The sequence below is a fragment of the Geitlerinema sp. PCC 7407 genome (assembly GCF_000317045.1).
Lineage (GTDB): Bacteria > Cyanobacteriota > Cyanobacteriia > PCC-7407 > PCC-7407 > PCC-7407.
In genome coordinates this window covers 4322461-4339986 of sequence record NC_019703.1, presented here as the reverse complement: position 1 = coordinate 4339986, position 17526 = coordinate 4322461, and the positions used below count along the sequence as shown (strand labels likewise).

The 17526-nt window shown below is 61.7% G+C and carries 10 protein-coding genes and 1 tRNA gene; 7 read left to right on the top strand and 4 right to left on the bottom strand.

The annotated features are described in order from the left end of the window. Positions 1 to 31 precede the first annotated feature (31 nt). Positions 32 to 2638, top strand: coding sequence for a glycosyltransferase family 39 protein (locus GEI7407_RS17740; RefSeq protein WP_015173591.1), 2607 nt, complete (start codon positions 32 to 34; stop codon positions 2636 to 2638). Between the two features lie 50 nt (positions 2639 to 2688). Here the strand turns inward: GEI7407_RS17740 and glp are convergent, their stop codons facing one another. Next, the gene (glp, locus tag GEI7407_RS17735) at positions 2689 to 3933 is read right to left on the bottom strand and encodes a gephyrin-like molybdotransferase Glp (RefSeq protein ID WP_015173590.1); all 1245 of its coding nucleotides are present in this window, start codon (positions 3931 to 3933) and stop codon (positions 2689 to 2691) included. Positions 3934 to 4600: 667 nt separating this feature from the next. Here glp and GEI7407_RS17730 point away from each other — a divergent pair. Both GEI7407_RS17730 and GEI7407_RS17725 read left to right on the top strand, forming a co-directional pair. Then, a complete protein-coding gene (locus GEI7407_RS17730) occupies positions 4601 to 8500 on the top strand; it encodes a response regulator (protein ID WP_015173589.1) in 3900 nt (1299 codons plus the stop codon). 22 nt (positions 8501 to 8522) lie between these two features. Next, a complete protein-coding gene (locus GEI7407_RS17725; protein ID WP_015173588.1) occupies positions 8523 to 9785 on the top strand; it encodes a response regulator in 1263 nt (420 codons plus the stop codon). Here GEI7407_RS17725 and GEI7407_RS17720 read toward each other — a convergent pair. Further along, the gene (locus GEI7407_RS17720; RefSeq protein WP_015173587.1) at positions 9782 to 11254 is read right to left on the bottom strand and encodes a serine/threonine-protein kinase; all 1473 of its coding nucleotides are present in this window, start codon (positions 11252 to 11254) and stop codon (positions 9782 to 9784) included. The two genes, GEI7407_RS17725 and GEI7407_RS17720, sit on opposite strands and share 4 nt — an antisense overlap. Before the next feature lie 87 nt (positions 11255 to 11341). Here GEI7407_RS17720 and GEI7407_RS21480 point away from each other — a divergent pair, with 87 nt between their 5' ends. Next, entirely contained in the window at positions 11342 to 11482 is a 141-nt protein-coding gene (locus tag GEI7407_RS21480; RefSeq protein WP_190274153.1) for a hypothetical protein, read from the top strand. Here the strand turns inward: GEI7407_RS21480 and GEI7407_RS17715 are convergent. After that, on the bottom strand, positions 11479 to 13614 hold the full coding sequence (locus tag GEI7407_RS17715) for a BamA/TamA family outer membrane protein (RefSeq protein ID WP_015173586.1): 2136 nt from the start codon (positions 13612 to 13614) through the stop codon (positions 11479 to 11481). The two genes, GEI7407_RS21480 and GEI7407_RS17715, sit on opposite strands and share 4 nt — an antisense overlap. A gap of 81 nt (positions 13615 to 13695) precedes the next feature. Between GEI7407_RS17715 and GEI7407_RS21190 the strand changes: the two genes are divergently transcribed. The 3 genes from GEI7407_RS21190 (at position 13696) to GEI7407_RS17705 (ending at position 16418) form a co-directional block, all read left to right on the top strand. Further along, positions 13696 to 13926, top strand: a complete 231-nt coding sequence (locus tag GEI7407_RS21190) for a hypothetical protein (RefSeq protein ID WP_150109818.1) — start codon at positions 13696 to 13698, stop codon at positions 13924 to 13926. A gap of 55 nt (positions 13927 to 13981) precedes the next feature. Beyond that, positions 13982 to 14063: transfer RNA gene (locus GEI7407_RS17710), tRNA-Leu, on the top strand. Between the two features lie 1284 nt (positions 14064 to 15347). After that, on the top strand, positions 15348 to 16418 hold the full coding sequence (locus tag GEI7407_RS17705) for a RodZ family helix-turn-helix domain-containing protein (RefSeq protein WP_015173584.1): 1071 nt from the start codon (positions 15348 to 15350) through the stop codon (positions 16416 to 16418). Positions 16419 to 16437: 19 nt separating this feature from the next. On the opposite strand, the gene truB is transcribed toward GEI7407_RS17705, so the two are convergent. After that, positions 16438 to 17343, bottom strand: a complete 906-nt coding sequence (gene truB / locus GEI7407_RS17700; protein ID WP_015173583.1) for a tRNA pseudouridine(55) synthase TruB — start codon at positions 17341 to 17343, stop codon at positions 16438 to 16440. Positions 17344 to 17526: the final 183 nt, after the last annotated feature.

Here is a 17526-nt window from a genome sequence, read left to right as displayed (position 1 = left end):
TTGCGCAGACACTATCTCCCTGAGGTCTCTCGTGAGTCGAACGTTGCTCTGGCGATCGCCCGATGTGTTGTTTTTGGCGGTGGTTTGGGCGCTCAGCGCGGTGCTCGATCGCCTGTGGTTTGTGGTCGATCGCGATGTGCCCACCTGGGACCCCGCCGACTACCTGACCGGCGCCCTCAACTACTGGCACGCCCTGCAAACGCCCCAATGGTTTGATGGGAGCTGGTGGGCCTCGCTGTGGCAGCTCACCTCCAAGGTGCCGCCCCTGACCTACTTGGCTACGGTGCCGTTTCTGAACCTGTTTGGGACGGGTCTGGAGTCGGCGACCCTGCTCAACCTCTTTTTGAGCGCGGTGCTGCTGGCCTCGGTGTATACCTTGGGGGCTCACTTGTTTTCGCCGGTGGTGGGGCGGTGGGCAGCGGTGATCAGTTTGCTGATGCCGGGGCTGTACCAGGTGCGGCTGAATTTTTTGACGGACTATCCCTTGGTGGTGACAGTCACGCTGTGCTTCACGCTCCTGACCCTGGGGCGATCGAGTCAGCGCTGGCACGGCTGGCCCTGGGCGGTGGCCTGGGGGGCGGCTCTGGGACTGGCGCTGCTGGTGAAGCAGACGGCGATCTTTTTTTTGCTAGTGCCCCTGGCCAGCCCCCTGGGAACCCGAGAAGGGCCTTCCCAGCGGTGGCGTCGGCGATCTCAGGGACTGGTGGGGGCGATCGCCGCGATCGCGGTGGCGGGGCCTTGGTACCGCACCAACTGGCTGCTGGTTCTCACCTCCGGCAAGCGGGCCACGGTGGATTCGGCGATCGCCGAAGGAGACCCTTCGCTGCTGAGTCTCGATGCCTGGACTTACTACGGGCGAATTTTGCCCTACCAGGTGTCCTGGCCGCTGCTGCTGGTGCCCCTGGTGGGGCTGCTGGTCTTTGGCGGATGGGCGATCGCTCGCCAGATCCGCGCCGGAAATATCACCCTTTCGAAGGGCAAGTGGCATCTGCCCGCGCCCCTGGCCCAGGAGTGGCCCCGGGTAGCCTGGCTGCTGCGCTTTTTGCTGGGCGCCTATATCTTGTGCTCCCTCAACGTCAATAAAGACGGGCGCTACACCTTGGCGATGCTGCCGGTGCTGAGCGTGCTTTTGGCCTATGGCTTGACCCTGCTGCCGGTGCGCTGGCGATCGCTCTCCCACTGGACGGCGGCCCTGGGCCTGCTGCTGCTGGTCCTGAATGTGTTTCCTGTGGGCGGGGTTTGGGGAACGGGCTTGACGAATTTTCTGAGTCCCAAGGCCCAGCACTTCGCGGATGGCCGCATTCGCTGGCCCCACCCGGCGGTGATCCAAACGGTGACCGACACGGAGCCCTACCTGCGCTCGACCCTGGCGGTGCTGCCGTCCACCCCGGGCATCAACCAGCACAATCTCAACTACTTTGGGGCGCTCCGGGACTTCCAGGTCTACGGCCGCCAGGTGGGCACCCGAGAAAAAACCGTGGCCCAGGATTTGCGATCGCTGGATTGGTTTGTGACTAAAACCGGGGACCAGGGCTCTGTGCCGCAGTCTCAGGCGCTGATGGCCGAGGGCGTTCGCCAAAGCCCGGACCTATGGGCGCTCCGGAACTGGCCTCTGCCAGACGGCAGCACGCTGACCCTGCACCACCGCCGCCAGCCTGCGGTTCAGGTGCAGCCCCTGACCGTTGGCAAGGCCGCCCCAGAAACGAGCCCGACCTTTGTTGCGGCCCAGCGGACCCTGGCCCAGACGCCGGAGCGTGTCACCCTGACGCAGATTCAGGTGCCAGCCCAAGCCCCACCAGGCGCGCCGGTGCCGGTGACCTACACCTGGCAAGGCCCCTGGCATCATCTTCACCACGGCATGGTGCTGCTGACCTGGCAGCGCCAAGAGGCCGGTTCGCGCCCCGAGCAGCGCTGGCTCCATGACCACGCGATCGCCCTCGGAGCGCTCCACGATGGCCGGGTACCGCCGGAGGAGCAGCAGAGCGCCTTTCAGGTGACCGAGCGGCTGGCCATGCTGCCGCCCCCGGAGAGCGCGCCGGGGACTTACCGCTTGGTCGCCGAGTACCTCGATCGCCAGACGGGCGATCGCTATCCGATCCAGGTGCCGCCAGCATCGCTGGTGATCCGCCCCAATGCGGCCTCCAACCCCGCGCCGGAGGTCGATTTGGTGACCCAGTTCCGGACGCTGGCCCAGGGCTTGCCCCAAGGACGAGCAGCCCTCGACAGCATCTTTGAAGAAATCGGGCGCATTAGCCAGTACGACCCGATCCAGGACTACGCGGCCCAGCTCGCCACGGCGCTGGAGGCGCGGCTACAGCAGGAGCCAAACAACACGGCTTTTGCCTACGGGGTCGCCCTCGCCGAGGCTCAGCAGCGCCACGTGCCCCAGGCGATCGCCGCCCTAGAGCGCGTCGTCGCCCTCGACCCGACCAACCCCAACGCCCACGCCTATCTGGCGGTGGTCAATCTCTACGATTTCCGGGCCAAGGCTGCCCGCCCAGCGATCGATCAGGCCCTGACCCTGGCACCGGAATCACCAGAAATCCACGGGCTCAGCGCCGTGGCGGCCCTGATGCGCGGCAATCTGGCCCGGGCGTGGCGCGATGGCCAGTTCGCCCTCAGCGCGCTGGAGGAATAGCAGGGGCAGCGCCCAGAAGCAGTCATGGCGGCAGTCCTGGGCCTTTGACCCTAGCCTGGGAACACGGCCCCCACCTGCAAAATCCGGGTGGGCTCACCGGCGGGCACCAACGTTTGGCCGACGGGCACCACGGCCAGGGCATTGGTCGCGGCCAGGTTGATCAAGTTGCCCGAGCTGTGGCCGCCGCCCGCCAGCTCGAACTCGTAGGCCCCGCCCACCAGGGTCAGCCGTCCCCATAGGTAGGTTTCGCGCTGGCCGCCCCCGCGCAGGTCTTGGCGCGATCGCCCCGTGACAAAGACGGGCTCCCAGCCCCGGGCTTGGCCCCCGAGGCGGCGAATCGCGGGCTGCACAAAGCGCCAGAAGCTCATCAGTGACGACACCGGATTGCCGGGTAGGCCAAAGTACAGCACCGGTCGCTGGCCCGATCGCCCAAAAGTCGCCACCGTCAGCGGCTTACCGGGCTTGATCGCCACCGACTGCACATGGATCGTCCCGCCCAGCTCCGCCAGCAGGCCGTCAATGTAGTCGTAGTCTCCGACGGAGACGCCCCCCGAGGAGATCACCACGTCTGCTTGGGCGATCGCTCCTGCCATCGCCGCCCGCAGCGCCTCCGGCTGATCCGGCACGATGCCTAGGGGCAGGGCTTCGCCCCCCGACTGGGCCACCAGCGCCGCCAAGGCGTACTGATTGGAGTCCACGATCTGGCCCGGCGCCAGGGGCTGCTCGGGCGACACCAGCTCGCTGCCCGTCGACAGGATCGCCACCCGAGGCCGCCGAAACACCGGCACCTGGACGCACTGGGCCGCCGCCAGCACCGCGATTTCGGGGCCGTTGAGCACGAGGCCCGCCGCCAGCAGGGGCGCTCCTGCCCGCGCAAAGGCTCCCCGGTGGCGCACATTGGCCTGGGGCTCAGGAGCCCGCAAAATCGTCACGCGATCGCCCGATCGCTCCGTGTTCTCCTGCATCACCACCGTGTCAGCCCCCGCTGGCATCATCGAGCCCGTCAGGATCCGGGCCGCCTGCCCCGCCGCCACGACTTGCTGAGGCTGGTACCCCGCCGGGATCTCCTCCCCGATCGTCAGCGTCACCGGCACCGTCGCCAAGTCCTCGTGGCGAACGGCGTAGCCGTCCATTGAGGCGTTGTCCCAGTGGGGAAAGTCCAGCCCGCTTTGGACCGGCATGGCTAGTACGCGGCCCGCAGCTTGCAGGAGGGGCACCCGTTCCTGGTCGTTTTCTGCGCTAAATGGCTGAATTTGCGCCTGAATTCTCGTTTCTGCCTCGTAAACTGACAACATGACTCTATAAGACCTCCGAGAAACCACATCTCCTAGTCAGGGCTGCCCACCTATCCCGCGCCCAAGGACGAATTTGATCATGGGGCATTTTGGCCGATTAAATGAGCATTTAGTGGCGAATTTTGCAATTTCTAGTGTTTTTGTGAGGTGCGCCTAAACCGCCCAAAATGTTTGCAAAAAAAGTCCCAAAGCGCTACAGGACCGTATTTTCTCGGAAATCTACTCCCGATCGTCTTTTCGTTAGAAAGTGCAGCATAATATTTTGTAAGGATAAGTTTTAAGTTTTTTTGAATACATCGCCTAATTGAATGCTTGGGAAACGATTAAAGGGTGCTGATTCCTCTGCGATTGCCCCTTACTCCCAGTACAAGTTTGCACACGCAATTGCTGAATTGAACCGGCTCTGTCGAACGCTAGGCTAGTGCCTCCCTGGCAAACGGCGATCCGTGCGAATACTGAGGCCAGCGCTTGGGCCTGAATGGGGTTTGGGGTTTGGGAGCGTGGCGCTCAGCGATCGCCACAACGCGAATTTTAGTTTTTAAAAGTTTTATAAACCTTTTATCCCACGTCGACCGTCTAAAGGCCTCACGGGGATCAATTTGGTATAAAGTCCACCGACTTTTCTCCCGGCACCCCCTCCACCGTGCGCTCCTCCTCCTTACCCCGAATGAAGCGAAAACAGCTTGTCCCCACTTTTATTGCCACGGTTCTGCGTCGTCATCGGGGAATCGTTTTGGCTGCGGTTCCGATCGCCTCTTTGGTCACCGCCTTAACGACCTTTGGCTGGCTGCATTTGCGAGCCGCAGACATCGAGCACTGGGTCGATCACACCCAGATGATTCGGGTCGAGACCAATCAACTGCTTGCGTCCCTGCTGGATGCTGAAACGAGCGTACGAGGCTATGACCTGACTCGGCAGGCAGAGTTCCTGGAGCCCTACGAGCGCGCAAAACTCGAAATTCCGCGTTTGCTGGCCCAGCTGCAGGGAATGGTGACGAACAATCCTCAGCAGATGCGCAATCTGGCCACCATTGAAGCCGAGACGGCGGTGGTTCTCAAGGAGCTGGCAGTCAATCTGGACACCCTACAAAGCATTGACGCTGAGCTGGGCAGCGTGGTGGAGTTTCAGCGCCTAGAGCGATCGCTCAAAGAAAGCAAAAACGCGATGGATCGGGCTCGGCAAGCCATCGACGCCTTTATGGCCCAGGAAACTCGCCTCCTGGCGACTCGGCAGCAGGATTTGGCTTACCAGCGTCAGGCGGCCTGGGCCATTGTCGGGGCGATCGCCGTGATTGGCGTCCTGGTCTCCGCGATGGTCGCCGTCCTCATGCGCCATCTCGATCGCGACCTCGACGCCAAAAATCGCATCTTTGAACTTTCCCAAGATCTCATGGCGATCGCCACCTTCGAGGGCGCCTTCATCCTGGCCAACCCCGCCGCCCAAGAAACCCTGGGCTATCGCCTCAGCGAGCTGTGTGCCCTCTCCTGGCCCGACCTGATCCATCCAGAAGACCTCGATCGCACCCTCCAGTCCATCGAGGGTCTGCTTGCGGGCGATCGCAGCAGCACCCTCGAAAACCGCTGCCGTCACCGCGACGGCTCCTATCGCTGGCTCGCCTGGAACCTCGTCGCCGTTCCCAGCGAACAGCGCATCTACGCCGCCGCCCGCGACATCACTCAGCGCCGAGCTACCGAAGACGCCCTTCATCACGAGCAAGAATTTCGGCGCGCCATGGTCGAAAGCTTCTCCGAAGCCCTCGTTGCCTGCGACGCCACAGGTCAGCTCTCCCTCTTCAACCGCGTTGCCCGTGAGTGGCACGGCACCGACCCCCGCGACATCCCCGCCGAGCGTTGGTCTGACTACTACGACTTGCGCTGCTCTGACGGTATCACCCCTCTCCCCACCGAAAACATTCCCCTCGTGCGTGCCTTCCAGGGTGAGTCTGTTCGTGGTGCCGAAATGGTCATCGCCGCCGCTAACCAGCCCCTGCGCTACATCCTCGCCAACGGCGACCCCTTGTGCGACAGTGAAGGCCGCAAAATCGGTGCCGTCGGCGTCATGCACGACATCACCCAGCGCAAACTCGCCGAAATCGCCCTCCAGCGAGAACGCCAGCAGCTGCGCGCCATCATCTCCAGCGCCCCAGTGGCCATGGCCATGTTCGACACCGACATGCGCTACATCGCCTACAGCCAAAAGTGGCTCACAGACTATGGCCTAGAAGAAACTGACCTGATTGGCCGCAGCCACTACGACCTGTTTCCCCATCATCCCGACGCTTGGCTTGCCATTCATCAGCGCGCCCTCGCGGGCGAAATCATTCGCAGTAGCGAAGACACGATGATTTATCCCGATGGCTCGAAGCACTACACGCGCTGGGCCATTCATCCGTGGGAAGGACCAGAGGGCGCTATCGGCGGCATTATCCTGGCGGTCGACTGCATCGATGAACTGGTAAAGGCGCGCGAAGCTGCCTTCGAGCACGCCCGCCTCAAGTCTCAGTTCTTGGCCAACATGAGCCACGAGATTCGCACCCCCATGAATGGCGTGCTGGGCATGGCCGGCCTTTTGCGCAAAACGGACCTCACCCCCAAGCAGCAGGACTTTGTGCAGGCGATCTGCACCAGCGCCGAGCATCTGCTGGCCATCATCAATGACATCCTGGATTTCTCCAAGCTCGAAGCTGGGGAAATGCAGCTGGACAAGCTGGATTTTGATCTCGATGACTGCCTGGAAATGGTGGTTAATTTGCTGTCGACTCAGGCCGCCGAGAAGCGCCTGGAAATCGCCATTTTGGTGGACCAGGCGGTGCCTCGCCAGATCCAGGGCGATCCGGGCCGATTGCGCCAGGTCCTGCTCAACTTGATGAGCAACGCGATCAAGTTCACCTCCCAAGGGGATGTGGTCTTGCGGGTGAATCTGGAGGCTACCTGGCCCCAGCAGGCGGTTCTGCGCTTTAGCGTGACGGATACGGGGATCGGAATCTCACCGGAAGGTCAGCAGCGACTGTTTCAGTCCTTTTCCCAGGTGGATGCGTCCCTCACGCGCCCCTTTGAGGGGACCGGTCTGGGGCTGGCGATTTCTCAGCAGCTGGTGCAGCTGATGGGGGGAGAAATTGGGGTGGAAAGCGAGCTGGGCCAGGGGTCGACGTTCTGGTTCAGCGCGACCTTTGGTCGACCGGTGACGCTGCCCCCGGTGACGCGTCTGCCCCGGGGCCTGACGGATTTGCGGCTGCTGATTGCGGATGGAAGCGCGGTGGTCCGCCAGTCGATTCGCTACCTGACCCAGGCTTGGGGGATGGAGATCGGGGAGGTGGAGACGGGAGCGGAGGCGCTGCAAACGCTGCGGCAGGCGGTGGAGGCGGGAACTCCCTACGATGCGCTGATTGTGGATCATCAGCTGCTGGCGGGGGAGGGGGATTTGCTGGTGGAGACGATTCGCCAAGAGGAGGCGCTGGCGGAGACGAAGGTGGTGCTGATGACGTCGATCTATCAGCGCGATCGCGCGGAGCAGCTGCTATTGGAGGGCATTTCGAGCTTTTTGATCAAGCCGGTGCGGCCCTCGCGGCTGTTTGATAGTTTGCTGACGGCGGTGGCGCGCCGCATTACGGATGATTTGGCGGGGCAGCGCTGCGATGTGCCGGTGCCGGTGGTGTCGCCGGTGGCGGTGGAGCGATCGGACCTGAAGATTTTGCTGGTGGAGGACCACCCGATCAATCAGCAGGTGATTTTGCATCAGCTGGAGGAGTTTGGCTATAGCCCGGCGGTGGTGAGCCACGGCCAGGAGGCGCTGGAGTATCTGGAAAAAGAGACCTGCGATTTGATTTTGATGGACTGCCAGATGCCGGTCTTGGATGGCTACGCCACGACTCGGCTACTGCGGGAGCGGGAGGGAGATCAGCGCCGGATGGTGGTGATCGCGCTGACGGCTCACGCGATGCCGACGGACCGCGAAAAGTGTCTGGCGGCGGGGATGGATGACTATATCAGTAAGCCGGTGGACCAGGCGGATCTGGCGCGGCTGCTGCAGTACTGGGGGACTCGCGTTCGCCAGCGCGCTGCAAATAATCTGTGGATCGGTCCCTCGGAGGAGGTGTATCGGTCCAGAGGGGTGAAAACTCAGAATGGAGCCAATTCTCGGAAAGCGATCGCGCTGTCGGATCGCTCTGAGCCGCTGGAGGAGGCGCGATCGCCCGAGCTGCCAGAGGCAGCGCATCCAGAGGAGCCGACTGGGGTGATCAATCTCCAGCGGTTGCGATCGGTCTCCAAGGGACGAGCGGAGTTTGAGCGCAAGCTGCTGACGGCTTTTTTGGCGAAGTCTCTGGAGGAGCTGCCGCTGCTGCGCCAGGCGATCGCCGAGGCCAATTTTGAGCAGGTGGCGCAGTACGCCCACCGGATCAAGGGCTCGAGCGCCAATGTCGGAATGACGGAGCTGGCGGCGATCGCCCGCGACTTGGAGATCTGCGTGCGCGATCGCCAGAGTGCAGGCACGGCTGAGCTTCTGGCGCGCATCGAATCCCAGCTAGCAGCCCTAGAGTCTTGGATTCAAACCCATTTACCATCCTGAGCAGGAGCAACAACCCGTCGGTATGTCCAAAGTTTTAGTTGTCGATGATGACATCACCACTCAAATGATTTTGCAGAGCGCCCTCGAAGAAGATGGGCACTGCGTGCGAGTTGTGAGTGATGGACAAGAAGGTTTTGCCACCGCTCTGCAGTGGCAGCCCGATCTTGTGATCTCCGACTGGGTGATGCCGGAAATGGACGGGTTGTCTCTGTGCCATGCCCTAAAGTGCGAGCCTCAGCTCTCGGCGACGTTCTTTATCCTGCTCACGGCCCGCGAGCAGCTCGACGATCGCATTCAGGGCTTAGACGCCGGGGCGGACGACTTCTTGGCCAAACCGGTCGAAATTCAGGAGCTGCTGGCGCGGGTGCGGGCGGGCTTGCGCCTGAGCCAGGCCAACCAGCGGTTGAACCAAGCCCTTCAGGACTTGCAGCAAACCCAGGCCCGCCTGGTCCAAACCGAGAAAATGTCGAGCCTCGGGCAGATGGTGGCCGGCATCGCCCACGAAATCAACAATCCCATCACGTTTATCTTGGGCAATCTGCCCCACCTACGGGGCTACGTTGAAGACTTGATCGAGCTGCTGACTCTATATCAGGCCGAAGTTCCCCAGCCAGGGCCTCAGCTTCAGCGGAAGCTCCAGGACTTTGATCCGACCTTTGTGCAGCAAGACGCCGTGCGCTTGATGACCTCTATGCATTCCGGCGCGACTCGGGTGCAGGACATTGTGCAGTCGCTGCGTCGGTTTTCGCTCCTAGATGAAGCGGACCTCAAGCCCGTTAATCTCAATGACAGTATCGAAACGACGCTGCTGATGTTGCAGCATCGCTTTCAGGCCAATGGCCGCCCTGCGATCGCCCTCCATCGGGACTACAGCGCCCTACCCCTCGTCGAGTGCTACGCCAAAGATCTCAACCAGGTCTTTTTGAATGTGCTCACGAACGCCATTGACGCCTTGGAGGAGCGCTGCAAAAAGGACGCGAATTTCCGGGAGCCGCAAATCTGGATCTCGACCTCCCTGCGCGACAGCCCAAGGGGCGATCGCTACGCCACCCTCTGCATCGGCAACAATGGCCCGCTGCCCCCCCAGCAGGTCCAGGCCCACATGTTTGATCCCTTCTTCACCACCAAACCGGTGGGCCAAGGGGTGGGGATGGGGCTGGCCATCAGCTACCAAATCGTGGTCCAGCAGCACCAAGGCGTGATTCGCTGTCAGACCACGCCGCCCAGCACCACCGAGTTTGTGATCCAGATTCCCCTTGGCCAGGCTGCCACGTCAGCAGCCTAGACCGGCGGCTGGGGCTCAGCGGGAGGAGGTGCTGGCTCTACCGGTTCGGGATTGACTACCTCAGGGGGCACTGGTTCGGGCTCGGGCGGCACTGGCTCGACGGGCGGTTCGGGGCTGGGCTCGGGCGCAGGACTTTCCTCGACGGGCTCGGGGGACGGCGAAACCGTGGGCTCTGGACTGGGGGAGGCGGTTGGTTCGGGACTCGGTGAAGGAGACTCGCTGGGTTCCGGCGAAGGGGGTGAGGGCTCGGGCGGTACGCTGGGCTCAGGGCTTGGAGACTCGCTGGGCTCGGGCGGCGCCAAATCGATCGGCGGCGCGATCGACGGGCTGGGCTCGCTGCTGGGAGTCTCGGGGGCGGGTGAGGGCGAGGGTGCTGAGGGGCGATCGCGCTGAATCTGGAACGCGGCGATCGCCGATCCAATGATCACCGCCAGGGCAATCAGGCCAAACAGCGCCATGGGAAACGACGCCGGATCGCCCGTGCGGCGCGGCGCGGCAGGCGAGGGCGATCGCCGGGGCGGCGCAGCCGTGCGAGGCTTCGGTGCGGCGGCGCGGGTCGCTGCGGGCGATCGCGGCGGCGCTGGCCGGCGCGGCATCACCGGCACCGTGGCCGCCGTCTGAGTGCGGGTTTCCCCTTTCATCGCGCCCGCTGCCACGCCGGTCGCTGGCAGCAGCGCCAGCCACGCATCCATCGTGGGCGGGCGCTGGTCTACCTCCATCGCCATTCCCCGCAAGATCGCCTGCTCCAGGGCCGGGCTCAGCTGGGGATTGATGCTGCGGGGCATTGCCAGGGGCTGGCGATCGCGCAGGATCGACGCCACTGGCACTTGGGCCGTCACCAGCGCATACAGCGTCGCCGCCAGCCCATACACATCACTGGCAGGCGTATACTTCGCCTTCGTCAGATACTGCTCGATGGGCGCATAGCCCGCCGACACCATGCTCGTGTGCACCTGGGTCACATTGGGCGAAAACTCCCGCGCGATGCCAAAGTCAATCAGCACCACATCCTGAGTGCCCTCCCGCAAAATCACGTTTTGCGGCTTCACATCCCGATGGAGCAAGCCATTTTGGTGAACGGCCTGGAGCGCCGCCCCGATCTGGCGGCTGTAGTGGACTGCCAGCGCCTCGGGCAGCGGATTATTGGGAAAAACCAGCTTGTCGAGGGTGGGGCCTGGAATATAGTCCATCACCATGTAGGGCAGGCCGCCTTCGATAAAGAAGTCGCTCACCCGCACGATATTGGGATGGCTACAGGCCGCTAGGCGTCGCGCCTCGTCCTGAAACTTTTGTTCTGACGCCTGAAAATCAGGGTGGTTGTGCATCCCTTCATTGAGGGTTTTGATCACCACCCACTGACCCAAATAATGGTGGGTTGCCTTGTACGTCACGCCAAAGCCACCACGCCCGATTTCTTCCTGGAGCGTGTACTTGCCGTTTTGCAGGGTTTGACCGACCAAAGAGTTCATCGCGCACTCTCCCAGGACACGGGATGCCGGGACGAGCAGTCATGCCCGCGATCGCCCGCCATCGCAAAAGTTCTTCACAACAATACAATGCTACTGACTTCCACAGCGCCTGTAGATCGAGTAGCCAAAGCGGCGATCGCCCGCATCCTCAGAACTTCAGCGGCGACAGCCCCCGTTTCCCAAAAACTTGCTGACTCTTTGGGGATCAGCGAAACCATCCGCTCCTAGAACTTCTGGCCAATGCCCACGTGCAGACGGCCTTCCCCATCGTCATTGAAGCCGTAGTCCGCGCGGATCAGGCCCACCGGCGACTTCACCCGCACGCCGAAGCCGTAGCCAACGCCACTTCCCGGCTTGCCGCGCACCTCCGCCGGTTCTCCGGGCACCGTATCTCCCGAGCCCAAGTCGCTGGCAAAGTCCAGAAACACCACCGCCCCCACCGGATCAAACACCGGGAAGCGATACTCTGCGGAGCCCAGGATATAGCTGCGGCCGCTGCCCACATCCCCCGAGCCGTAGCCCCGCACCGAGTTTGTCCCGCCCAGGTTGAAGGCTTGGTAGGGCGGCAGATCGCCGAGGGTCGTTCCCCCCTGCAAGTTGAAGGCCAAGACCTCGCGATCGTCTTCGTCCCCCGAGTCCAGCCAGGTCACCGGCAAATAGTATGAGTAGTCGGCCCGGACGCGATTCATCAAAATATTGCCCTCACCCAGGGGGATCGACTGCTCCGTACTGAGGGTCAGCGCTGAGCCAGAGGTCGGGTTGCGCGGATTGTCGCGATCGTCACGGGAGGCCGAGAGAGAGACCGTCGTCAGATCGTCGATGCCGTTCTCGCTAAAGCTCAGGCGGTTGCCCAGCTCATCAAAGGGGGCCAGCTCGCCGTCCGAATCGCGAATGCTGGTGCGGGTGTAGTTGAGGCCCAGGGTGCCGCGCCAGCCGTCGCCAATGGGCTTAGTCAGGTTGACGCCGCCGCCGTAGCGACCCTCGCGGGGATCATCTCCATTGGGCAAATCCACCTCGTCGTTGAACGTGGAAGAAACCGTGCGGCGACGGAAGGCATTGACGCTGTAGCCCGGGCGATCGGGGTTGCTTTCTCGGTAGGGGCTAGAGAAGCGGCCGTCAAACTGAAAATCGCGGGTGCCAATCAAGACATTGGTGTTGAGCTGCTGGCCGGTGCCGCTCACGTTGCGATCGTTATAAGTAATGGTCCCGTAGACCCCCGTGTTGGAGTCATAGCCACCGCCGAAATTCACTGCCCGAGAAGGCGTTTCGGACACGTTGTAGGTAACGATGACGTTGCTGGCGTTGCCGTCGAGGGAGACATTGGCATCCGAGAAGAGCCCCAGCTCATAGAGTCGTCGCAGATCCTCTTGGGCAGCCTTCGTCCGGAAGACTTGGCCCGGCTGAAGCTGAATCTCGCGCCGAATAAATTCTTCGTCCGTCCGACCTTCCACCGGATCGCCATTTTCGTCTACGGGGCTGCCCTCCTCATCTACGAAGCGGAGGCGGACTTCGCCCACGACGCCCTCGGCCACCTCTAGGGTGACCACGCCGCTGGTGGAGGGCCGGACTGCCAAGACGCGAGCCAGGGTGTAGCCATTGTCGGCGTACCAGCGGCCGACGCCCTGGATCCCGCGCCGCAGCAGGGCCGGATCAACGGTTTGGCCGATTTGGGCCTGAAACTGCTGAGCGGCGATCGCATCCGTGAGGACCGTCGCCCCTTCGACTCGCACGCTTTGCACCGTGATCGGGTCCACCTGGAACACCACAATCAGCCCTTCATTGGTGTCGCGGCTGGACGCTTCGACCGAGCGAAAAAGACCAGTGTTGCGCAGGGCCTGGATATCCGCCTGGATCTGCTCCTGGCTCGTTTCGCCGCCGGGCCGCGTCTGCACCGTGTCCCGCACCAAAGACGCTAGCTCGCCCTCGGCGCCCACGACTTCGACGCTGACAGTCAGCAAGGCCAAATCAGTGCCGTCCGCTGCGGCCGCTTGTGCTGCCGCCGGTTCTGCTGCTGGTTCTGGCCGTGGAAAGGCGTTGGCGGGCGTTTGAGAAGTTTCGGCGGTGGTGGGGACTGTGGTTGTCGGGGTGTTTTGGGAAAGAGACGTCCCAGATTCAGGCGCTGCGCTTTGATAGGTGCCGTAGACCTGCGCAACGACGGTCGGAGCCGCAAATTCTTGCACGGCTAGGGTCTCGGGCTCGGCGATCGCCGTCGAAATTGCTGGCGAAATCGGTGATGGCGAGACAGCCTGAGCTGGGGCTGTATCCAAAGCCGCGAGCGTCGCAGGGCTGGCCTCCGCTGGCGTGGCCAAGCAGCCAGCAGCAGCGGTCATCGTCAAAAGAGCGGCGGTGGAAACGCGCATAGCGAGAGCCTCTAGAATACGCGGAGATGAGCCGCGATCGCGCCTGAGAAACGGTTTGAGTCGCGCCGGAGCAGTGCCTGAATGGAGCAGCAGGACCGTCCGATCGGCCTAAAAACAAAACGCGATCGCCCAAAAAGAGAGCAGCGACGGAAAGACAGCCTGACAGATGATTTTTCGGCAATCATAGCCGATTCGAGGCCCCGCCAATCGGCGATCGCCCGACTTTTCTCTATCAGTGTGCAAAACGCTGCGTTCCGTCCAGTTTCAAGCTTTTCTGACCGCAGCCTTTACAAAATGTTCCACAATTCCTGAAGCAAGGGTGTGTCGCGCCCGGAGAGCTTTGCTATGATGGTTTGGCTAATGACCTGCGGACGTGGCGGAATTGGTAGACGCGCTAGATTTAGGTTCTAGTGCCGCAAGGCGTGAAGGTTCAAGTCCTTTCGTCCGCATCTAAGTAATACAAAGCGAAAAAGGCATTCCTGAAGCGAGGGAATGCCTTTTTCGTTTGCAAGGGCTACTCAAACTGCTCACCGGCCTGCCAAAGCGCGATCGCGCCAGAAGTCTGGAGCGCAATCAGGGGGCAAACCGCAGCGAAATCAAGGCTGAGGCTGCTCCCTCTTTGGGTAGAGAAGCAGAGACTCACTTTGCCTCTTCAAACAGATGTCACTCTCCTGCGAAATCCGGCTCAATAAAGCTGAATCCTCGAACAAGCTGCTCTAGCGAGTCCAAGAAGCCGATGACGCGCGATCGCCGCGCTTCTCACCCGATTGAGCTGCTAACGAGCCCGCTCGTCAAGAAGCATTGCCCTCTGTGCCTTGCCGTTTCTGTCTAAATTGTCGTTCCAGTAGGTAACAGACTTGTTACCAAACCAGAGAATCTCTTGCCGCGCTTTGTTAAGGTTATATGACTCAAATCAAGCCAAACTTCACACTGGTTTTTAGTTCGTTTCATAGGGCGCGATCGCCCCAAAACCAGCCCAAACGCGAGATTTTTGACCGAATTGTGCCTGTCAGTTGAAAAGCGCGCTGGGAAGAATTTCGAAAGTTCCCGGATGCGAATAGATTTCAGCAATAAAAATTGTCAAGGGTTCCGTGATCCTGACTAACGCAACCCTCGAAGATTTTGGCAAATTAGAGTGAACAGACAACAGGCCAGAAAGTCTAATTGCTGAGGGATTGGTTGTCTGTAGCACTCGATACATTTCATTCCAAGCGTTCCACCCATGGATCCCAAACATAGCAGCCTCCGCTTTCCCCTCTGGAAGTATCTCAATCAGCCCCTTTTTGATAACTCCAGTCCTCTGATTATGAGTCCCAAACGTTTTTGGTCACTGTATCAAGTTCAGTTTCTAGAGCGATGCCTGGCGCGGGACTGCGAGTCCGAAAGCCGCCCTTACTGACAGGGCCTCGCTGGCAGGGCCACAGAGTTGCTCTTGCCTAAGTGGCTTGGTTTCTTGGGAGTATAGTCTCGTCTCGATGCACTGCAATCACGTTGATTCAAGCCGGCCTGCTGCCCAGCGGGCCGGCTTGGTTTTGGTAGCTGAGGCTGGGCGGGCCAAAGCCAGCGGTTGTCTAGATTGTCCGGAGAGGCAGGAAAGGCTCTGAATAGAGGGGGTAGGCCAATTTTCAGTCCGGAAGCTGGCTTGGTGGTGAGGTGGAGCCTGGGGACTGTTTCCGCCTGCCGCGATTCCTTTGCAAGTCCTGTTCAGTCGGTAGTGTGGAGGCCGTGCAATCGTGGTTTTGAAGCCTATTTATTCCTTGGATAGCGCAAGTAGCCCAGCCGTTGAGATTTCTCAAGAGTATTTGCAGTCACTGGTGGGCCAAATCGAGGCGGAGTTTCAGCAAAGCGATGTCTATGGGCGATCGCTGGCAGGTTTGCAAGTCTTGCTGGGAGAAGCGGCGGAAAGCGCCCAAGTTTTGGTCAAAACCGTGGGCCGAGAAGCCATTCGGCTGGCTTGTCGCTATCTGACCCAGTCGATGGCGATCGCCCAGACGAGTGCTCCGCCCGTCAGCGGCACCACTGCGGCAGCCGGTCGGCCTGTGCCGCCGCCTGCTCCCCCGCCATCGCCCCATCTGCTCCAGATCTCCGCGACGGCGCTGACGCCTGAGGTAGACACCACGGTGGACACCCAGGCCGAAGCTTTGGATCAGGATGTGCCCACGCCCTTCTTCCGGCCTGCTAACAAGCCGAAAAAACGGCTCAGCGCCGTCGAACAAGAACAACTGTTAGAAGCCAGCCGAGAAACAGCCCTCAAGGAAATTGGCCAAACCCTGCGCCAGGCTCGAGAGGCGGCCTCGCTCTCGGTCACGCAGCTCCACAATCAAACGCTGGTGCCGATGCATCTGATCAAGGCGCTGGAGGATGGCAACATGGGCCTGCTGCCGGAGGACGTGTATGTGCGCGGGTTTATCCGCCGCATCGGCAACGCCCTCAAACTCGATGGCGGCGTTCTGGCGGCTTCCCTGCCAGCTCCTGACCCAGTGAAGTCCGTTATTCCATCGTGGTATCACCCGGAAACAACTGGCCAAAACTCCAGCAGCGGTGGCATGGAAGGCCTGGGCTCGGCGCATCTGTACCTGGGGTATGCTGCCCTGATGGCGGGCGCAGTGGGCGGCCTATTCTGGATTTCTCAGCAGTCTGCGCCAGACACGTCGTCCCATCCGCTCAATGATCCGGTTACGCCTTCGGATCAATCTTCGTCCCTGAGCGACCCGGCCCCGATCAGTACGCCGGGACTCCAGTCTTCTCGGGGTGGTGTGTCGGTGGGCGGAGACATTGCTCCGCCGGAAGCGATGAATTTCTAGGCGATCGCCTGCTTCAGCCTCAGTTAAAAACCAGCTTGGGCACAAGCAGCGCTGGCTCAGCGTCGAGGGCGATCGCGGCAATGCCCAGGAACGTACCCGCTGGGTCCTGGATGCGCACGCTCGGAGCGGTGGCTATCCCAGGCTCGAGGTCTCCCAGCTCTGCTAGGGGCAGGCGACGACCGTTGAGCCACAGGGCCACGAGGGGCTCGGATAGCTGAATCGTCGGCAGGTGCCGCAAGGCGTCGTTGGGCTCGGTGAGCGGCAGGCGATCGCCCTCTAGGGCCGCTGCCAGCTCCTCCAGGCTCAGGCTGTCCTGGAGGCGAAACCCGCAGCTTGCGGTGCGCTGGAGCTGGGCTAGCGCCGCGCCGGTGCCTGCGGCGGCGCCCAGGTCTCGCGCGATCGAGCGAATATAGGTGCCGGGGCCGCAGGCGATCTCCAGATCCAGCTCGGGATACGCCTGCGATCGCCACTCCAGAACCCGAATATCGTAGACCTCGACCGTCCGTGCTGGGACCTCAAAGTCTTCGCCCGCCCGCGCGCGGTCATAGAGTCGCTTGCCGTCGACCTGGATGGCGCTGTAGCGGGGCGGAATTTGGTTAATGGTGCCCAAAAACTGCGTCAGGAGGGGGGCGATCGCCTCAAGCGTCAAGTCGGGCGCTGCCTGCTGGGAGAGCACATCGCCCTCTAGGTCATCGGTTGCTGTCGTCACCCCAAAGCGTACTGTTGCCCGGTAAGCCTTGTCCTCCGGCAAATATTGCAGCAGGCGCGTGGCTTTGCCCACCGCAATGGGCAGCACGCCCGTAGCTGCTGGGTCCAGGGTGCCCCCGTGGCCTACTCGCTTGGTGCGCAACAGCTTGCGGACCTTGGCCACGCAGTCATGGGATGTCCAGCCAGCTGGCTTGTTGAGATTGACGAAACCTTGCACAAATCCTCCTGCAACTTTCTCCTGTGGCGAAGGCTGCGCGCCGAAATCGGCTCCTCCGGTGCCAGGGCTCGAGAAATAGACGAAGCTTCAGTTTACTCTGGTGTCCGCTGCCTCAGCCGTGCTGCTTCTGCCCACAAAGTCTGTTTCGAAGATCTGCCTAACTGTAGAGCTAGTCTGCTTCAT